The sequence below is a fragment of the Alteromonas sp. 5NS40-0096 genome (assembly GCF_057544385.1).
In genome coordinates this window covers 574418-595177 of record NZ_BAAJLQ010000002.1, presented here as the reverse complement: position 1 = coordinate 595177, position 20760 = coordinate 574418, and the positions used below count along the sequence as shown (strand labels likewise).

Below are 20760 nucleotides of genomic sequence, written 5' to 3'. Positions count from 1 at the left end.
AAACTGAATACTCATTCGGCAGAATTATCAAAACTTTCCTGTAAGGTTAAACTGCATATCAATTCATTGGCATTGGGCTAGTTTCACAACGCGACAGCGTGAGCACATTTCATTTTATTGAGGCAAGTATGACTAAATTGTTTTTAATTACAGGTTCTACCGATGGTATTGGCAATAAAACAGCGCAAACACTTTTGTCTCAAGGACATGACGTAATTTTGCACGGCAGAAACCCACAGAAGCTTAAAGACGTGCAGCAACAACTTGCAGCAGCATATCCGAACGCCAACACGTACGCATATGCCGCAGATTTATCAGATCTTGCCCAAGTTGCCGAATTAGCAAAGGCGATTAAACAGAACCACGCCACACTGGACGTCTTGGTTAATAACGCAGGGGTGTTTAAAGTCAACGACACCAAAGCGCCAGGCAACCTTGATATCAGATTTGTCGTCAATACCATTGCGCCCTACTTGCTCACTCAGTTATTGCGCCCAATCATGACGAAAAATAGCCGCGTGATTAACTTGTCATCGGCGGCACAGGCCAGTTTGTTTCCTCGCGAAATTGGAGAACTCAGCCCCTTGTCCGACAGTGCGGTGTACGCTAAAAGTAAACTGGCTATCCTGATGTGGAGCAAACATATCGCCAAAGTTTGGGAGAAGGAAGGCCCCGTCGTTATCGCGGTAAACCCAGCCTCATTTCTCGGCAGCAAAATGGTCAAAGAAGCCTACGGTGTCGCAGGTGGTGATTTACAACGAGGAGCTGATGCCATTATTTTAACTGCGGTATCGAACAATTTTGCCAATGCCACTGGTGCTTACTTTGATAACGATGTTGGCCGAATCAGCCAGCCGCACCCTGATGCTCTCGATGATAGCAATAACCAGGCAATTGCAGACGCCGTAAATCAGATTGTGGCATCTTACCTCGATTAATGCGCTATGGGCATCGCCCGCTATTTAATACAAAAAAGCCCGCTCAATCGCGGGCTTTTCTCTGTTTACTTATTGCTTAAGCGAGTACTTCTTCAGACTCACCGTCTTCAGCTTGTACTGTTTTAGACAACAACAATTTTTCACGAATTCGTTGCTCGATTTCGGTAGCCATCGCCGTGTTCTCTTTCAAATACTTAACAACGTTTGCTTTACCTTGGCCGATTCTGTCGCCATTGTAGCTGTACCATGCACCCGCCTTATCAACGAATTTATGTTGTACACCCAAGTCAATGAGCTCAGCTTCTTTACTGATTCCCGCGCCATACATGATTTGGAATTCAGCTTGCTTGAACGGTGGCGCCACTTTGTTTTTCACAACTTTAACGCGAGTCTCGTTACCCACGACTTCGTCACCGTCTTTGATAGCACCGATACGGCGAATATCCAAACGCACAGAAGAGTAGAACTTAAGCGCGTTACCACCAGTTGTGGTTTCAGGAGAACCAAACATCACACCAATCTTCATACGAATTTGGTTGATGAAAATACAGAGTGTGTTTGAACGCTTGATGTTAGCCGTTAGTTTACGCAGTGCTTGAGACATCAAACGCGCTTGAAGACCGACGTGAGAGTCACCCATATCGCCTTCGATTTCAGCTTTAGGTGTCAATGCAGCAACCGAGTCAACAATCACAACATCAACCGCACCAGAGCGTACTAGCATGTCGCAAATTTCTAGCGCTTGTTCACCAGTATCAGGCTGAGATACCAACAAATCATCAATGTTTACGCCAAGCTTTTCGGCGTACACCGGATCCAATGCGTGCTCGGCATCGACGAACGCACAGGTTTTACCTTCTTTTTGCGCTTCAGCGATAACCTGTAATGTCAGTGTCGTTTTACCAGACGATTCCGGACCGTAGATCTCAACAATACGCCCACAAGGTAAACCGCCTATACCCAATGCGATATCGATACTCAAAGAGCCCGTTGAAATAGCTTCAATATCCATGGCTTGGTTGTCGCCCAAACGCATGATTGCGCCTTTACCGAATTGCTTTTCAATTTGCCCAACGGCTGCCGATAACGCTTTAGATTTATTGTCGTCCACTCTGGAATCCTCAGATAATTTCACATTGGCGTATTGGGAATCGCCACTGTGTTAAATAGTCACTCAATTGGGATGAATAATATACTGTATAGTTATACAGTTGCAAGTACTGTATAGCAATAAATTGATTAGGCCTGTGTTTTTATACTCAAACAACTAGGCATTGGTGCAGATGTTCAATCGCAAATTCAATCGCTTGCTGCCTGACTTGATCACGATCGCCATCCCACTGCTTTTTGATGCAAGTGATATTACCATTTATCGCAAAACCAAACCAAACAGTTCCTACCGGTTTTTCCACTGAACCACCGCCAGGGCCCGCTATGCCACTAACAGATATGCCGTAGTCGGCGCTCGAATTTGCTACTACACCACTTACCATTTCAGCTACGGTTTGTTCAGATACCGCACCATATTTTTCAAGGGTGGTGGCTTGCACACCGAGCAAGTCGTGTTTTGCCTCGTTGGAATACGTCACCCATGACTGATTAAACCAATTTGAGCTGCCCGACACCGAAGTCAATGCAAAGGCGATACCACCACCTGTGCATGACTCAGCGCAAGACACTGTTTGTTGATTTGCTGCGAGGTGCTCGCCGATGGCTAAAATCGTCTCTTTTAGCGCTGATGTAGATTGGCTCATTGTTCAGTCTTTTGCATTGTCTAATTGGTATTCGCGAAACAGTGTAATGGACTTTATCAAGGGTTGGTAGGTCAACCCGCCACAACTAACAGAGGGCACAATTCTGCCCTCTGTTTATTGACTACCAGCGCCTAACTCTGGTTTTTGTCAGCAATATATTGCTTCACAATTTTTTCTAAGATATCCAAAGGCACCGAACCATTTTTTAGCACTACGTCATGGAATTCGCGGATATCAAACTTATCTCCTAACTCGTCCATTGCCATTTGGCGCAAAGCGAGAATTTTGATCATGCCCACTTTGTAAGCTGTCGCTTGGCCCGGCATCACGATATAACGCTCGATTTCCGCAATCACGTCGCGCTCTGCCATCCCAGTATTTGCAGACATATACTCAATGGCTTCTTCACGGGTCCACTTCTTGTAGTGAATACCGGTGTCCACTACCAATCGAACCGCTCTGAATAGCTCAGCAGCTAAACGGCCTATATTGTCCTCTGGATTCGATTGAAAACCTTGTTCATAGGCAACGCGTTCCGCATAGAGTGCCCAACCCTCAGCATATGCCGTAAATGGTGCGAATCGGCGCAACAAGGGCACGCCCTCTAGCTCCATTGCAATTGCGATTTGAAAGTGATGTCCAGGAATACCTTCGTGATATGCCAAGGTTCTCATACCAAATTTTGGGGTGGCTTTAACATCGTACAAATTGGCGAAGAAGCGACCGGGACGAGAGCCATCCAGTGATGGCGGCTGATAGTATGCCCCAGGGGCCGTTTTTTCTTTAAACTCAGGAATGCGAACCACTTCCATTCCCGCTTTAGGACGTATATTGAATGCCCCGTCCAAACCTTGGTCAATTTCGTCCAAAATCGTTTGGTAGTCTGCGAGAATTTGCGCGCGCCCTTCATCATCATCGGTGTAATAGAAGTCGGGATTATCCGAAAACGCCGCCATGGCCGCCGTATAACCGGCTTCAACATCGACACCTAACTGAGCAAAAATGGCTAGCATCTCTGCCTGTATACGCGCCACATCTTTCAGCCCGAGTTGATGTAACTCTTCCGGCGTATAATCCGTTGTCGTAAACAGTTTCAATGCAAACTTATACGCTTCATCCCCCTGCGGTAAATGCCAATAGCCATGGTCATTACCCGCTTTGGCTGACAGCGCCACGAAATAATCGATAAAACTTTCATAGGCCGGGTAAACCGATGCCACAATTGCAGCCTCAGCGTCGGCTAACACTTGCTCGCGCTGCTCGTCGGTCAACGCTTCGGCGTCTTCGAGTTTGGTTTTTAAAGACGTATAAAGAATGTTTTCTTTGGGCTCGGTCGCGACAAAGTTATTCATTTCATCCAGGACCCTTTGAATTACAAACTGGGGTGGGATAATGCCTTTGTCTTCGCGAATCGCTAGGTCGAGTAGGTACTGATCAAACTTGCGAGGCAATTGATTGAGACGGGATACGTAATTTTCACCGTCTTCAAAGGTGTTCACTTGATGTTGCGCTTCCATGAAACTGGGGAAACCGTTTTGAATGCCAAACATCTGGTTAGCGGGATAATAGTGATAGCGAAATTTCTCTGCTTCTTCAAAGGTGCTGAGTAAGTACTCGACTATCTCGAACGTTGTCTGCTGACCAGCATCCATACTGGCTTTATCGTATTGATACAGCCCAGCTTTGAAAGCTTTTAGCGCCTCGAACATCTCGTCGCTGCGGTCGGGGTGTACATCATCTAAGTCAGCGTTGTGCCCTTTGATTCCCATCGACTCCAAAAAGCCTAACGACGTCAGCGTTTCAGGGTTTTGGAAGGCCATTTTCACCATGGCTCTATCCAGGTATGCTCTGAAAAACACAGGCTTATCAGCATACCACTCGTGAGCGGCGAAGCTCGCTGCAATCACTATCAGCCCCAGTAGCCCAAGGCCCAAGCGCTTAAAAAATTTTTTCATAATAAGGTTATTCCCTTCGGGCACTCTACATGCCTCTTTATTGTTACGTTATCACGCAAATCGTGTATTTTCGCTGCAAATTCGAAGCAAAAACTCAATATCAATCAAGATACTATCGACCAAATGTTCTGCGATCAACACGCAATATTGACGACTGACGTTGCGTTATTTCGTCGATTCAATAGATAATGTCACGCTAACGTAGTTTTCGGTGTGTTAAAGCCAGCACTTGTGCACACTTATCATCAAATTCGAAGCCTAAAAAGGCCAAAGTAACTCATGACAAAAGCGACCCAAGAACACACGCCAATGATGCGCCAATACCTCGCAATCAAGGCGCAACACCCCAACGTATTATTGTTTTATCGCATGGGTGATTTCTATGAACTCTTTTATGATGATGCCAAGCGCGCTGCTGAGTTACTTGATATTTCCCTGACGGCCCGAGGTAAATCAGGCGGTTCTCCGATCCCTATGGCGGGTGTCCCCTATCACGCGGTTGAAGCCTATTTGGCGCGTTTAGTTAAAATGGGCGAGTCAGTCGCGATATGTGAACAGGTTGGCGACCCAGCAACCAGTAAAGGCCCAGTAGAGCGAGCGGTTCAGCGCATTGTCACGCCGGGAACTGTAACAGATGAAGCCTTACTCGATGAGCGCCAAGACAATTTGCTGGCTGCCGTCTGCAGTCACAAGGGAGCGTTTGGAATCGCGTCCCTCGACGTGTCTAGCGGTCGCTTCGTCATAAACGAATTAGCCAATGACGAAGACGTGTTAGCTGAACTCCAGAGATTGAACCCTGCCGAATTGCTTTACCCCGAAGGCTTTGACGACTTTGCGGTTATTGGCCAACGTCGAGGCCTGCGACGACGCCCTGAATGGGAATTTGATATTGAGTCGGCAACGTCACAACTGAACGAGCAGTTTGGCACGCGTTCTCTGTCGGGATTTGGTGTTCAAAACATGTCGTTGGGATTGGGGGCAGCGGGTTGTGTACTGCAGTATGTCAAAGACACCCAGCGCACTGCTCTTCCTCATATTCGTCAAATACGCCACGAGCAATCTAACACTCAAGTCCAATTAGACGCCGCGACGAGACGTAACCTAGAACTAACTCAAAATTTAAGTGGTGGCATAGACAATACCCTATTTTCGGTAATGGACACCACAGCGACCGCAATGGGTAGCCGCCTGTTACAACGCTTTATTCACTCCCCAATCACCGATACTAACGAACTTGTCCAGCGCCAAGATGGTATTCAGGCATTGATGGATTGTGGTGTGGGTGAATTGACTGACGCACTCAAACACATCGGCGACATCGAACGAATTATGGCGCGTTTGGCACTTCGCTCGGCACGGCCACGAGATTTCTCGCGCTTGCGCAATGCGCTGAATGCCCTGCCAGAGCTTCAGGCCTACCTTGGTGATTTTTCGGTCCAAATACTGCAAACCCTCGCTAGTCAAATAGGTCAATATCCCGAGCTGCAAGCACTATTAAATGAGGCCATTATCGATAACCCGCCTGTGGTGATTCGCGATGGTGGTGTAATTGCACCTGGGTTTAACGCTGAGCTGGATGAACTGAGGGCCTTGTCTCAAGGAGCAACAGATTACCTTGAGCAAATGGAACAGCGAGAGCGTGAACGCACGGGCATTTCAACCTTGAAAGTGGGCTACAACAAAGTGCACGGTTTCTATATCGAAATCAGCCGTGCAAACAGCGATGCCGCGCCACCGGAATACATTCGCAGACAAACCCTTAAGAATGCAGAGCGCTTTATTACACCTGAATTAAAGGAGCATGAAGATAAGGTTCTGACCAGTCAAGGGCGAGCACTTGCCCTAGAAAAACAACTGTATGAGAGTTTGTTTGACCACATTCACCCGCAGCTCAATGAGCTTATCGACTCGGCTTCGGCGCTCGCTAAACTCGACGTCTTATGTTGCTTGGCGGAACGCGCAGAAGCACTAGAATTGCATCGCCCCAATTTGGTCAATCAAGCGGGTATTCGATATGAGCAAGGCCGCCATTTAGTGGTTGAGCATGTCATGGACGACCCGTTTATTGCCAACCCACTCACCCTCGATGATAACTCGAGAATGCTGATCATTACGGGCCCCAACATGGGCGGTAAATCAACTTACATGCGTCAAACCGCTTTGATTGTGTTGCTGGCCTACATCGGTAGCTTCGTACCAGCAAACCAAGCCGAGATTGGCCCTGTCGATCGTATTTTCACTCGTATTGGCGCCGCCGATGACCTAGCCTCTGGGCGCTCAACGTTCATGGTGGAAATGACCGAAACTGCCAATATTTTGCACAATGCAACAGCGCACTCATTGGTTTTGATGGACGAAATTGGTCGCGGCACCAGTACTTATGATGGCCTATCGCTGGCGTGGTCTTGTGCAACCCATTTAGCCCAAACGATTAAAGCGTATACCTTGTTTGCTACCCACTACTTTGAATTAACGCAGCTACCAGAAACCACTCCGGGTGTGGTTAATGTTCACCTTGACGCTATTGAGCACAAAGACGATATCCGTTTTATGCATACGGTCGAAACGGGTGCCGCGAGTAAAAGTTATGGTTTACAGGTTGCTCAACTTGCCGGTGTGCCCAAGCCCGTGATTCGCGCGGCTAAACACAAGCTAGCGAGTTTGGAAGCCAATGCGCCAGCGGAACAAAGTAGCAAACCAAATGTGCCAACAACCGATCATCACACACAAATGAGCCTGTTAGACGAGCCCCATCCCCTAGCACTCGCGATGGATGAGATTAACCCTGACGAGCTGAGCCCAAAAGCTGCCCTCGATTTGATCTATCAGCTCAAAAGCCTTGCCAAATAAGACTTCGCGAAATTGATTGGCATTACCCGCGCAAACTCATTGTTTGTGCGGGGCAATTTGCGTATACTATCACGCCGTCCAGTGTTGTATTACCAAGCAGCACATTACCAAAATAATCCAACGTCTTAGGTTTCACATGACAAATTATATTTTCGTCACTGGTGGTGTTGTTTCATCACTAGGTAAGGGTATTGCCGCTGCCTCTTTGGCCGCCATTCTTGAAGCGCGTGGTCTCACGGTTACCATGCTTAAACTCGACCCTTACATCAATGTTGACCCGGGCACAATGAGCCCTATTCAACACGGTGAAGTCTTCGTAACAGATGATGGCGCTGAAACCGACCTCGACCTCGGTCACTATGAGCGTTTCATTCGCACTCGCATGACAAAACGCAACAACTTCACCACTGGACGGGTGTATGAAGAAGTGTTGCGTCGTGAGCGCCGCGGCGATTACTTAGGCGCGACCATTCAGGTCATTCCTCACATTACAAATGAAATAAAGCGTCGCGTAATCGACGGTGCGGAAGGCCATGATGTCGCTATCGTAGAAATCGGTGGCACCGTAGGTGATATTGAATCACAACCTTTCTTAGAAGCGATTCGTCAGTTAGGTACAGAGCTTGGCCGTGAGCGCGCAATGTATATGCACCTTACTCTAGTGCCTTACATGGCGGCCTCAGGCGAAGTCAAAACGAAACCAACACAGCACTCAGTTAAAGAGTTGCGTTCTATTGGTATTCAACCTGATATTTTGGTGTGCCGTTCTGAGGGTGCACTGCCGACGTCAGAACGCTCAAAGATAGCCCTATTTACCAATGTTGCGGATAAAGCGGTTATTTCGCTACGCGATGTCGATAGCATTTATCGCATCCCAGCAGCATTGAAAGCGCAGGGGATGGACCAACTCGTAGTAGAACGTTTTGGTCTAGAATGTCCTGAAGCGGACTTGACCGAATGGGAGCAAGTCCTTTACGCTGAATCTAACCCTACAAGCGAAGTGACAATCGGTATGATTGGTAAGTATGTGGAATTGCCTGACGCGTATAAGTCAGTCAATGAAGCATTGAAGCACGCCGGCCTGAAAAACCGTGTCACCGTTAATATTCAATACGTCGACTCACAAGACGTAGAAACTAAAGGTCCACAGATCCTTGAGCATTTGGACGCGATACTCGTGCCAGGTGGCTTTGGTGAGCGTGGAACCGAAGGTAAAATTGCAGCTGCAAAATACGCCAGAGAAAACAAAGTGCCTTATTTAGGTATCTGTTTGGGTATGCAAGTTGCCTTGATCGAGTTTGCTCGTAATGTCGCTGGCATGGAAAACGCCAACTCTACAGAGTTTGATTCAGATACACCGTTCCCGGTGGTGGGATTGATCACTGAGTGGTTGGACGCAGATGGTTCAACTGAAACCCGCGACGAACAATCTGATCTTGGCGGCACTATGCGCCTAGGTAGCCAGCTTTGTCACTTGATCCCTGGAACAAAAGCGCATGAGATGTATGGCAACGAAGAAATTTACGAACGCCACCGTCACCGTTATGAAGTGAATAACAACTTGCGTGAGCAAATTGAACAAGCCGGATTAAAGGTCAGTGGTTTATCCACTGATAAAAAGCTTGTAGAAGTGATCGAAATCCCTGACCATCCTTGGTTCATTGCAGGTCAATTCCACCCGGAATTCACCTCAACGCCTCGTGATGGACACCCATTGTTCACAGGCTTTGTTGGCGCTGCAGCTAAATTTCAGAAAGAAAATCATTAACGCTTTTTAGCGTGGCTCGTCGTAGCGGGCCACACAAACACTTGTTGAGGAAAAAACATGGCGAATATTACTCGCATCATTGGACGCGAAATTCTTGATTCTCGCGGTAACCCTACTGTAGAAGCAGACGTATATTTGGATTCTGGCGTGATGGGTCGCGCAACTGCACCGTCTGGCGCATCTACTGGTTCTCGTGAAGCACTGGAACTACGTGACGGTGATAAGAGCCGCTACATGGGTAAAGGTGTGGTTAAAGCGGTTGCAGCGGTAAATGACGTAATCGCACCAGCGCTAGTGGGTAAAGATCCACTAGAACAAGAAGCGCTTGATAACTTGATGATCGAGCTAGACGGCACAGAAAACAAAGAAACGCTAGGTGCCAATGCTATCCTTGCGGTCTCTCTTGCCATTGCAAAAGCGGCAGCGACTGAGAAAGGTGTGGCACTATACGAACACATCGCTGACCTAAACGGTACGTCTGGTGAGTACTCAATGCCAGTACCTATGATGAATATCATCAATGGTGGTGAACACGCTGACAACAACGTTGATATCCAAGAATTCATGGTTCAGCCTGTTGGCGCGAAAAGCTTCAAAGAAGCATTGCGCATGGGTGCTGAAATCTTCCACAACCTAAAGAAAGTGTTGTCTGCCAAAGGTCTTAACACTGCGGTAGGTGATGAAGGTGGTTTCGCACCTAACCTTAGCTCAAACGCAGAAGCATTGGCTGTTATCGTAGAAGCCGTTGAAAAAGCTGGCTACAAGATGAATGAAGACATCACGCTAGCACTAGACTGTGCCGCGTCTGAGTTCTACAAAGAAGGCAATTACGTACTTTCTGGCGAAGACAAGAGCTTTGATTCTGAAGGTTTCGGCGACTACCTTGCTGACTTGACTGAACAGTATCCTATCGTATCTATCGAAGATGGTTTAGACGAGAGCGATTGGGACGGTTGGGCAAGCCTAACTAAGAAGATTGGTGACAAAGTACAGCTAGTGGGTGACGACTTGTTCGTAACTAACACCAAAATCCTAACTCGTGGTATCGAGAATGGCATCGGTAACTCTATCCTAATCAAGTTCAACCAAATCGGTTCACTTACTGAAACGTTGAACGCGATCAAAATGGCGAAAGACGCAGGTTTCACAGCGGTTATCTCTCACCGTAGTGGCGAAACTGAAGATGCGACTATCGCTGACCTAGCCGTCGGTACTGCAGCTGGCCAAATCAAAACAGGTTCACTTTGCCGTTCTGACCGTGTCGCTAAGTACAACCAACTTCTTCGCATCGAAGAAGCTTTGGGTGAAAGTGCGGTTTACAAAGGTCGCAGTGAAATCAAAGGTCAGTAATCTGACAACACGTTTAAAAGGCACCTTAGGGTGCCTTTTTTGTATTTGCAGTGGCGTTATTGCAAACAAGATCGTAGTCTACGGATGGCGAAATTTGAAAAGGAATCCATCATGAAAGTCGTTTGGTACAAGCAGCCAGAAATGATAGTCGCACTGTCGGCACTCATTATCAGCTTAGTCACCACGGTCGTTAGCATTTTTTCGGCCTACACCGACCGACAATACGCCAAAGCATCGGTTTGGCCTCAAATCGAAATGTTTCACAATAATGGTAGCGACATTTTCCAATTCACGGTAACGAATCGTGGCAATGGGCCGGCATTGATTAAATACGCCAGAGTTGAATACCAAGGCAAATTTTTGAAGTCATGGCGTGACTTTGACAACATTCCCAGCATTTCTACCTCTGCAATCAGCAAACGTACTATCTCGCCGGGGCAGACTATTACTACCCTATCCTATCACGGCGAAGAGGTTGCTCCCTTCATGGAAATTGCCAAAGCATTAGACTTCAGCCTGTGTTATTGCTCAATTTACGACGAATGTTGGACGTCGAAATACAGTGGCCCCACGCGCCCTGTTGAACACTGCGAGCTAGCTGATGAAGAACGATTTAGGCACTAACCCAGTCGAATTACTGTACAAATGACTATGTAGCGCAAACGTTGCGCCTATGGCAGACTGCGTCTAGGTTTTAAACAATAGTGCTATCGATTTACGCAGCCGTGATACCACCATCAGACAGTGCACAAACAGATTTTCTTAGCGGGTTTGATACCTCGCCTGCTTCTGATCAACGCTTCAGCGAGGTGTGCAACGCCCTGTACGAGCGCGAATTGATGTATTTGTCGCAACATGGCCCCAAGCAAGTCTCGTTATTCCAACGACGCCTTGCAGGGTTAAGTCATCATATCAAACGGGCTGCCCGCCACCTTACAGACAATACGGCCCCCATCGACGTTGATTTTCACAATGGCAGTTGGCAAGCCAAACAAGCGGCGAAAAGCCCTGCCAATCGGCAACAAATCGAAAGCACCGCGGCTTGGTATAGTGTTAATGCTAAACCGGGGTTAGTCGTGCCGGTCAGGATTACTGAGCTCGACCACGACTACATTGAATTGGATTCAATCGATCGAATACAGCCAGACACCGAAACGCTGCATCTAAACAAAAATGGGTGGTTTAACTATGCGGGTCAGCCAGAGATTCCCAGTGAGGAAAATACCGCGTCTGCGCAGTTGCTCAAACCGACCAAACCCATTATGGCCGCAGCATGCTGTGGGCATACTTGGAACCACAAAGGCAAGGTCGCACCTCGTGCGCTTACATTGAGAGAATTGTTGCTGTCGACCAACATCGATTGGAAAAAATTCATCCTATTACCATCAAATTAATCGGTGCCCATCCACAAAAACCGTATTCTTAGGATATCTATCATAATTATGGTGATTATTTAGTATCAAAACGAAAAAACGGTTGACCTGAACGCCTCTGATCGTTACATTGATTGCCATTACTTGGTCAGCACAGAAAACAGCAAATGTTTAACAAAAAACTGCTACTTTCTCTTCTACTCCTTACGGCAGCGAGACTGCACGGGTAGATTGCGACCAGCCAATCGAACACACAAAAACCCGTGCCAAGCACGGGTTTTTTTTTAACTTTGAAAAACAGTAAAGTGAGCGTCATGACTAATCAGGTAAAGATTTTCGATACAACTTTGCGCGATGGCGAACAAGCCTTGCCAGCCAGTTTAACTGCTAGAGAAAAGTTGCAAATCGCCCTGGCGCTCGAACGTTTGGGCGTTGATATCATCGAAGCAGGCTTCCCGGTATCGTCTCCTGGTGATTTTGAATCGGTACAGATGATTGCGCGAGAAGTAAAAAACGCGACTATCTGTGGCCTATCCCGTGCCCTAGAAAAAGACATCGACGCCTGTGGCCAGGCGTTGAGCGTCGCGGAACAATTTAGAATTCACACCTTTATCGCTACCTCTGAGATTCACGTCGGCGCTAAGCTGCGAAAGTCACAAGACGAGATTGTCGAAATGGCGGTAAAAGCTGTCAAGCACGCCCGCCGTTACACAGATGACGTGGAGTTTTCTTGTGAAGACGCTGGCCGGACTCATATTGATTACTTGTGTCGGATGGTTGAGGCTGCCATCGACGCAGGCGCAACTACAGTGAATATCCCTGACACCGTTGGCTACACCACGCCTACCGAGTTTGGTGGCATTATCGGTCAACTGTTTAACCGTGTGCCGAATATCGATAAAGCAACGATTTCGGTTCACTGCCACAACGATTTGGGCTTAGCAGTGGCCAACTCCCTTGCAGCGGTGGAACAAGGTGCACGCCAAGTAGAATGTACCATCAATGGTATCGGTGAACGCGCGGGTAACTGCTCACTAGAAGAAATTGCCATGATTTTCCAGACACGCCAGGCGATGCTGGGGGTGCAAACCAATATCAACAGCGAAGAGATTTCTCGCACCTCTAAGTTAGTTAGCCAATTGTGCAACATGCCAGTGCAAGCAAATAAAGCCATCGTTGGCGCCAACGCTTTTAGTCACTCATCAGGTATTCACCAAGACGGAGTGTTAAAAGCGCAAAACACCTACGAGATCATGACACCAGAAAGTGTGGGAATTAACAAAAACAATTTGAACCTAACGTCCCGCTCTGGCCGTCACGTTATCAAACACCGATTACACGAGCTAGGCTATCAAGAGAGCGACTACGATTTAGAAGCGGTTTACACAGCGTTCTTGAAATTGGCGGATAAAAAAGGCCAAGTCTTCGATTATGACTTGGAAGCCTTGTTGTTCTTCGATAAACAAAAACAAGACTACGCTCACTACCAATTGGAATATTTACAGGCCAATGCGGGCCGCAATATTATCCCCAGTGCCACCGTAACACTGCGCATTGGCGAAGAATCGGTTACCCGCTCAGCGACAGGTAACGGACCAGTTGACGCCGCGTTTAACGCTATTATTGAGATGTTAGGTCATCAAGAATTAGAAATCGTAGACTTTAAACTAGACTCGAAAGGCGAAGGGGCTGACGCATTGGCGCAAGTGTCTGTAATTGCCACGTATAAAGGCCGTCGTTTCCATGGTATCGGACTCGCAACCGATATCGTTGAGTCAGGCGTAAAAGCCCTGACCTTTGTTTTGAATAACACCCATTTAGCAGACCAAATTGATCAACAAAAGCATCAACAAGAACGCGTAGCAGGAGTATAAATGACCACGTTTAATATCGCCGTTTTGGCGGGGGACGGCATCGGCCCTGAAGTAATGGAACAAGCAAATAAGGTTTTAGACGCCATTCAAACCAAGTATGACGTTGAGTTTAACCGCACGGCCTACCCAGTCGGTGGTTACGCCATTGATACCGAAGGCCATGCGTTACCTGCAAAGACACTAGAAGGCTGCGAGGCAGCAGATGCCATTTTGTTCGGTTCTATTGGTGGTCCTAAGTGGGATAACTTGCCCCTAGACCAGCGACCTGAGCGCGCTGCACTACTGACTTTACGCAGCCATTTTGATTTATTTAGCAATCTGCGCCCGGCCAAAATTTATCCCGGGCTTGAAGCCTTGTCACCGCTACGTGCAGACATCGCAGCAAGTGGTGTTGATGTATTGGTTGTTCGCGAGTTGACCAGTGGCATTTATTTTGGTCAACCTAAGGGCCGCGAAGGCGAGGGTGAAGAAGAATTTGCTTACGATACGATGCGCTATTCAAAGCGCGAAGTGCGTCGTATTGCGATTGCCGCATTCGAAGCTGCACAAAAACGTCGCGGTAAAGTTACGTCTGTAGACAAAGCCAATGTACTGGTGACCAGCCGTTTATGGCGTGAAGTCACAGAAGAAGTTGCAAAAGACTATCCAGACGTTGAACTAGAGCATATCTACATTGATAACGCGACGATGCAAATAATGAAAGATCCTGCCCAGTTCGACGTCATGCTTTGTTCCAACTTATTTGGAGACATTGTATCTGACGAATGCGCGATGATGACGGGCTCAATGGGCTTGTTGGCGTCTGCGAGCATGAACGAAGACGGCTTCGGTTTGTACGAACCGGCGGGAGGTTCTGCGCCAGATATTGCAGGTCAAGGAATTGCTAACCCAATTGCACAGGTGTTGTCCGCTGCCATGATGTTACGCTTCAGCTTAAACCTTGGTGAAGCTGCTGATGCTATCGAACAAGCGGTAGTCAAAACTTTAGAGGCTGGCGTGTTAACAGGTGAATTACTGCCAGCAGACCAAAGAGATAAGGCCGCAACGACGGCACAAGTTGGCGACGAAATCGTACGCCACATTTTGAACTAGGAGAAGCCGAGACCATGGCCAAGACCTTATACGATAAAGTATGGCAAGCGCATATCGTCGACCAAATGGGCGAAGATAGCTTGATTTACATTGACCGTCATTTGATTCACGAAGTGACATCTCCTCAGGCCTTCGCAGGTCTGAACGAAAAGGGCCGTAAAGTTCGCCGTCCTGATCGCACTGTCGCTACGATGGACCACAGTATTTCTACTCGTTCATTAGCCCTCGATGCCTGTGGGCCTCAAAACCAGCTACAACTTCAAACCTTGATGCAAAATTGCGAAGACCACGGTATTGAGCTGTACCCTGTGGGGCACCAAAAACAAGGTATCGTGCACGTAATGGGGCCTGAATTGGGCGTGATACAGCCAGGCATGACAGTTGTGTGTGGTGATTCCCATACCGCGACTCACGGTGCATTTGGTGCATTAGCGTTTGGTATTGGTACGTCACAGGTTGAGCACGTACTAGCAACCCAAACGCTGAAACAATCAAAAGCCAAAAGTATGCTAATCAAGGTCAATGGCACATTGGCAACCGGTATCACGGCAAAAGACATTATTCTGGCAATCATCGGCAGAATAGGCCATGCGGGTGCCACAGGTCATGTTATCGAATACGCTGGTGAGGCCATCGAAGCCTTATCGATGGAAGAGCGAATGACCATCTGTAACATGAGTATAGAAGCGGGTGCAAAAGCGGGCATGATTGCCCCTGACCAAACGACTTTTGATTATTTGCAAGGCCGAGAGAAAGCACCTCAAGGTAGCGATTGGGATGAAGCCGTCGCCTATTGGCAAACGCTTTTCTCTGATGATGGTGCAGCTCACGACACAGTGGTAGAGCTAGAGGCCAAAGACATTGCACCACAAGTGACTTGGGGTACCAACCCCGGTCAGGTCATTGGTGTTGAAGTGCCAGTACCTGCACCGAGTGATTTTGACGACCCTATAGAACAAGAATCTGCTCGTAAAGCACTGGATTACATGGGTCTAGCACCCGGCGACAAACTGGCTGACGTGCCAGTTAACCACGTGTTTATTGGCTCATGTACGAACAGTCGTATTGAAGATTTACGCGCCGCCGCGACGATTGCCAAACAAGGTAAGGTTAGCGATAGCGTTACGGCAATTGTGGTGCCAGGCAGTGCCGCAGTGAAGCGCCAAGCGGAAGCTGAAGGCCTCGACCAAATATTCTTGGATGCGGGTTTTGAATGGCGATTACCTGGCTGCTCTATGTGCTTGGGTATGAATGATGACATTCTGCAAGCCGGTGACCGCTGTGCATCCACCAGCAACCGTAACTTTGAAGGTCGCCAAGGCCGTGGTGCACGGACCCACTTGGTCAGCCCAGCCATGGCCGCGGCAGCCGCGCTAAAAGGCTTTTTTGCCGACGTCAGAGATTATCAGGAGTAAGTCATGACAGTATCAAACCAAGGCTTTACTGTTCACGCAGGTCGGGCTTGCCCACTGGATCAGGCAAACGTCGACACAGACCAAATTATACCGAAGCAATTTCTTACCGGCGTGACACGTGTTGGCTATGGCAAGCACCTGTTCCACGACTGGCGCTATTTGGATCTACACGAACAAGAGCTCAATCCTGAGTTTACCTTGAACATGCCCCAGTACGCTGGCGCGTCTATTTTGCTATCCCGTGAAAACTTTGGCTGCGGCTCAAGTCGCGAACACGCGCCTTGGGCGCTAGCTGACTTTGGCTTCCAAGTTGTTGTCGCTACCAGTTTTGCCGATATTTTCTATGGCAACTGTATCAACAACCAATTGTTGCCAGTGGCGTTAGAGAGCGAACAAATGGATGCATTGTTTGACGCCGTCAATGCAGATCCGAGTCAAACCTTCAATATTGATTTACCCAATCAAACCATTTCAGTGGGGAATGTGAGTTTTAAATTCGATATTGCCGAACATCACAAAACCAACTTGATAAAAGGCTTAGATGCCATTGGTCAAACTCTCGAGTTGACCCCTACTATCGAGCAATATGAGAAAAACCAACCCAGTTGGGCGTAAACAAAAGGAGGCTTATGCCTCCTTTTTTCATTTATGGGAATTGAAATCGGCGTAATAGCGGTCTAAATTCAGGCATAGCCCAACACAAAAATTGACCCAGCATGAGAGGCGCGCCTGCTATCTTAATGCAGAATTGTATACAGACTCACCGACAAGCGATCGTCAAATGGTTTAATCGTATTGTCGATGAGATAAACGCCGTTTTCTTGTTGCTGATTTGTGTCAAAATAAATCGATTCAGTTAGGGTACAATTTGCCTATTTGATAAGCCAAAGTCATGGCTTTGGTTGGCTTTATTATCTGTTAGTTAGGAGTTTCAATGTTAAAGCAGATTTCCATTGATGAGCTAGTACCTGGAATGTATGTCAATCAGGTACTGGAGCAATCTGGAAAACTCAAAATGCGTTCGAAAGGGATTGTGAAAACCCAGAGCATTGTTGAGGCGTTAAAAGGTAAAGGGATTTTGGTGCTTGAAATTGATTTGTCTAAAAGCAAGTTACCTAAATCGGTTGAACCCACCGAGCCCGTGCCTACCTCTGAGCCAGAGCCTCAAGTGCAGCCTCAAGAGTCCAAGCAGCCAAAAGCCAAACTCAGTGAGGCTGATGCGCTAAATGCTGCCAATGACCTTTATATGCAAGCGGTACTCATACAGGGCGAGTTTATCGAATCCTTACAGCAAGGTGCGGCTAACGACTTGTCCAGCGCAACGGATTTGTCTCAAAATATCATTGATAGTGTCTTCGATAGCCCAGATGCCTTGTCTTGTCTTACCATGATCAAAGATGCAGACAAGTATCTACTTGAGCACTCGATTAACTGTTCGATTTTAATGGCGATATTCTGTCAGCATTTAGGCTACAGCAGAGAGCAAACAGACGATGCGTGTTTAGGTGCACTCTTGATGGACGTGGGTATGTCAACGATTCCGGAAGAGCTATACCATCAGACCCATTCACTGAGTGAAGCGGATTGGTCGGTGATACACGGTCATGTAGACGCCGGTGTAGCCATGGTAGAGCCATTGGAAGATATTACCGATTTGACACTGGCGATTATCCAACAACATCACGAGCGAGAGGATGGCAGCGGATACCCAAGTGGTTTAGCGTCGGGAGAGATCAACGAATTTGCTAAGATGGCAGCCATTGTCGACTGCTATGATGCAATGATATCTGAACGCCCTTACCACGAACCGATGAGCCCTTCCATTGCGCTTAAACGCCTTACCAAAGAGCCAGGGTTAGATAAAACGTTGCTGAAGCAGTTTATCGCCTGTATCGGTATTCACCCGGTCGGCTCATTAGTTAAACTGAGAAGCGGTAAGCTTGGCATAGTCAGTTCACAGAACAAAGATGACATGCTCAGCCCTGCGGTGATGACCTTCTACAGCGTCAATGGCAATCACTTTAATGAAATCAAACGCATTGACTTGAGCAAAGTCGATGATGAAATTGTGTCGGGTATCAAACCTGACGAATTTGGAATCAATCTTCCCCGATTCTTCAAAGATGTCTTTTTAAATCAGATGCCGCAATAACGATGGGTTTGCACTCACCAATCGGTGAGTGCAGACATAGTGAAGAGTTCACCTTGGAATGAAAGCACAACCCGTTGAGGCTCTATCGCCACGAGTTGAACCTCATCGGCAATCCAATCGCCCTCGCCAAGCTCTTGGCCATTTACTCTGACCCAGCGATCCGACTTATTCGACGCATACATATGTGTGCTGAAGATCATACTCGGTAAACGCGTCAGCAACCTTGCAGGCAGCTGGTCTACACGCTGAATATCATTGTGTACATTGACCTTGGTTTCGGGTTCAAAATCCTCAGGGTCGCGATTGTCCAACTCTTCTATGGCAGCATTAAATCGCGCCAGTAGGTCTGGTGAAATTTGCGAAGTATTGCTCGCTTGATCCTGTGTTTGCAATGGCTGTAAAGCGGACTGCTGCGCAGGTTGTTGAGTGTACTGCTGCTGAGGATATTGTTGTTGCGGGTATTGCTGCTGAGCATATTGTTGTTGTGGATATTGTTGTTGTGGATACTGCTGTTGCGGGTATTGCTGCTGAGCATATTGCTGTTGTGGATACTGCTGCTGGGGCGCGAGTTGCTGTGCTACAGGCTGCTGTACGGCAAACTGATCAGGCGATACATTATTCACCCCAACAGGTTGGTTTTGAACCGTATTGTTGTTAGCCAATTGTGGCGCATTGCCATTGGCATTTGGTGCTATCGCGTTATTGGCTGGAGAAGGCTGCGGGTTAGCCTGCGCGACCTCATCTTGCCCTGTTTCAGTGTTAGTTGGCTCTGTTACCGGGCTAGTATTCACCACTTCCACTGGCCCTTTTGACGACAATGCTGCAAACCAAGTATCAAAGGTCGCTGCGGTAAAACCAATACCAAAACCGCCGATGAGCAACACACTAACCAGTGCAGCTTGTTTTCCGTAAACCTTCCACATTGATGGAAGTCCTTGTACCGTCGGTAAAAACAAGCTGCGATTAAACTGCTCTGATAGGGCATGATCAAAGTTAGCGCCCTTGTCGTACTGACCACGTAACAAGGCTTGGGTTTGCGTTCGCTTTTGTGGCTCTGGGGCAATCTCTACCGTCTGTTCAGGGTCAATTTCGACTTCCAAGACCCCCATTTCAGCCAAGCCCTGCACCATTGCGCTACTAGTCACTAAGCCTGACTTACGAATTTTTACCGGACCGTTTTGCTCGGTGACCTGCAGAATCACCATTCCTGGTGATAGATTATCGATTGAAATACGTTCAGCCATAGAAGCGCCCCACTGTAAAACCGACGGCAATAGCACACACAAACATCAGGCTATACCACCATTTGGCTTTATCCTGCACGCGCTGAGATACCACGTCAGCACCCAAAATTTGCTCGGCTGCTGCCATAAAAATTGGCTTTTGAACGACGGCGTGTTGCTTGGTAAATGACAAGGTCAATGAGCGATCACAAAGTAAGTTGATAACGCGGGGAATACCGCCGGTAATTTGATGAATCGCCTTCAACGTTGCACGACTAAAAATGCTGATATCACCATTTGCCACACCCAGACGGTGTGCGATGTAACTACTGACCTCGGGGGCCGTCAATGGCAAAAGGTGATAGCGCGCAGTGATACGTTGCGCTAACTGCCTCAATTCGTTGCGCTTCAACAGTTGCTGTAGTTCCGGTTGCCCGATAAGTACAACCTTAAGCAACTTTTCTCTGTTGGTTTCTAGGTTCGTCAACAATCGGAGTTGTTCTAGTACTTCTGGCAACAAATGCTGAGCTTCATCAACCAATAGTACGGTGTTAATCCCTGACTGATGGTTTTCTGCTAATTTCGCCAAAATGCGGTCAGTAAAGTATTTAAGACTCGCCTTCTCACCATCATATTCGATGCCCAGCTCATCACAAACCGTGGCGAGAAGTTCAATGGCAGATAGCGTAGGGTTTAAAATCATCGCCACCTGAGTGTTATCGGGTAGCTGTTGGAGTAACTTCCTTGAGACCGTGGTTTTCCCTGTTCCCACTTCTCCTGTCAGCATCACGAAACCGCCACTCTCGCGTAACCCGAACGTCAAATGAGCCAGTGCTTCTTTATGCCTTGGGCTCATATACAAGTAATCAGGGTTAGGCGCGATAGAAAACGGGTTGTCGTTCAGCCCAAAATAATTCAAATACATGGTCTATCGAGTCATTAGATAATTGTCGCGAGTTAAACTAACTAGGTCTGATAAAGAAGTCAAAGTATTCAAGGTTAAATTCCCTCCTCAC

The 20760-nt window shown here is 47.6% G+C and carries 16 protein-coding genes; 11 read left to right on the top strand and 5 right to left on the bottom strand.

Annotated features, from left to right (window positions below):
• Window positions 1–128: 128 nt before the first annotated feature.
• A complete protein-coding gene (locus AC27G9_RS08515; RefSeq protein WP_487073056.1) occupies window positions 129–938 on the top strand; it encodes an SDR family NAD(P)-dependent oxidoreductase in 810 nt (269 codons plus the stop codon).
• Between the two features lie 76 nt (window positions 939–1014).
• Here AC27G9_RS08515 and recA read toward each other — a convergent pair whose 3' ends face one another.
• From recA to AC27G9_RS08500, 3 genes are all read right to left on the bottom strand, one after another.
• Window positions 1015–2049, bottom strand: coding sequence for a recombinase RecA (gene recA, locus AC27G9_RS08510; RefSeq protein ID WP_487073054.1), 1035 nt, complete (start codon window positions 2047–2049; stop codon window positions 1015–1017).
• A gap of 148 nt (window positions 2050–2197) precedes the next feature.
• Window positions 2198–2692 (bottom strand): CinA family protein, encoded by a 495-nt coding sequence (locus AC27G9_RS08505; RefSeq protein ID WP_487073052.1) that lies wholly within the window; start codon window positions 2690–2692, stop codon window positions 2198–2200.
• A 131-nt stretch (window positions 2693–2823) separates the two neighbouring features.
• Window positions 2824–4647: a DUF885 domain-containing protein gene (locus AC27G9_RS08500; RefSeq protein ID WP_487073050.1), complete on the bottom strand. Its 1824-nt coding sequence runs from the start codon at window positions 4645–4647 to the stop codon at window positions 2824–2826.
• 309 nt (window positions 4648–4956) lie between these two features.
• Between AC27G9_RS08500 and mutS the strand changes: the two genes are divergently transcribed.
• From mutS to AC27G9_RS08450, 10 genes are all read left to right on the top strand, one after another.
• Window positions 4957–7497 carry a DNA mismatch repair protein MutS gene (gene mutS / locus AC27G9_RS08495; protein ID WP_487073659.1) on the top strand — a complete coding sequence of 847 codons (2541 nt, stop codon included), beginning with the start codon at window positions 4957–4959 and terminating at the stop codon, window positions 7495–7497.
• 136 nt (window positions 7498–7633) lie between these two features.
• Window positions 7634–9265 carry a CTP synthase gene (gene pyrG, locus AC27G9_RS08490; protein ID WP_487073048.1) on the top strand — a complete coding sequence of 544 codons (1632 nt, stop codon included), beginning with the start codon at window positions 7634–7636 and terminating at the stop codon, window positions 9263–9265.
• Window positions 9266–9322: 57 nt separating this feature from the next.
• On the top strand, window positions 9323–10615 hold the full coding sequence (gene eno, locus AC27G9_RS08485) for a phosphopyruvate hydratase (protein ID WP_487073046.1): 1293 nt from the start codon (window positions 9323–9325) through the stop codon (window positions 10613–10615).
• A gap of 111 nt (window positions 10616–10726) precedes the next feature.
• A complete protein-coding gene (locus AC27G9_RS08480) occupies window positions 10727–11239 on the top strand; it encodes a hypothetical protein (protein ID WP_487073044.1) in 513 nt (170 codons plus the stop codon).
• 80 nt (window positions 11240–11319) lie between these two features.
• Window positions 11320–12009: a hypothetical protein gene (locus tag AC27G9_RS08475; RefSeq protein ID WP_487073042.1), complete on the top strand. Its 690-nt coding sequence runs from the start codon at window positions 11320–11322 to the stop codon at window positions 12007–12009.
• A gap of 293 nt (window positions 12010–12302) precedes the next feature.
• Entirely contained in the window at window positions 12303–13862 is a 1560-nt protein-coding gene (leuA, locus tag AC27G9_RS08470; protein WP_487073040.1) for a 2-isopropylmalate synthase, read from the top strand.
• The gene (gene leuB, locus AC27G9_RS08465; RefSeq protein ID WP_487073038.1) at window positions 13863–14954 is read left to right on the top strand and encodes a 3-isopropylmalate dehydrogenase; all 1092 of its coding nucleotides are present in this window, start codon (window positions 13863–13865) and stop codon (window positions 14952–14954) included.
• Between the two features lie 14 nt (window positions 14955–14968).
• Window positions 14969–16369, top strand: coding sequence for a 3-isopropylmalate dehydratase large subunit (leuC, locus tag AC27G9_RS08460; protein ID WP_487073036.1), 1401 nt, complete (start codon window positions 14969–14971; stop codon window positions 16367–16369).
• A gap of 3 nt (window positions 16370–16372) precedes the next feature.
• Complete coding sequence (gene leuD / locus AC27G9_RS08455; RefSeq protein WP_487073034.1) at window positions 16373–16984, top strand: 3-isopropylmalate dehydratase small subunit; 612 nt, start codon at window positions 16373–16375, stop codon at window positions 16982–16984.
• A 319-nt stretch (window positions 16985–17303) separates the two neighbouring features.
• The gene (locus AC27G9_RS08450) at window positions 17304–18521 is read left to right on the top strand and encodes a cyclic di-GMP phosphodiesterase (RefSeq protein ID WP_487073032.1); all 1218 of its coding nucleotides are present in this window, start codon (window positions 17304–17306) and stop codon (window positions 18519–18521) included.
• Between the two features lie 14 nt (window positions 18522–18535).
• Here AC27G9_RS08450 and AC27G9_RS08445 read toward each other — a convergent pair whose 3' ends face one another.
• Together AC27G9_RS08445 and AC27G9_RS08440 are read right to left on the bottom strand one after the other, a co-directional pair.
• Window positions 18536–19765, bottom strand: a complete 1230-nt coding sequence (locus AC27G9_RS08445) for a general secretion pathway protein GspB (protein WP_487073030.1) — start codon at window positions 19763–19765, stop codon at window positions 18536–18538.
• On the bottom strand, window positions 19758–20669 hold the full coding sequence (locus AC27G9_RS08440) for an ExeA family protein (RefSeq protein ID WP_487073028.1): 912 nt from the start codon (window positions 20667–20669) through the stop codon (window positions 19758–19760). Before AC27G9_RS08440 ends, AC27G9_RS08445 begins: the two co-directional genes overlap by 8 nt.
• Window positions 20670–20760 lie beyond the last annotated feature (91 nt).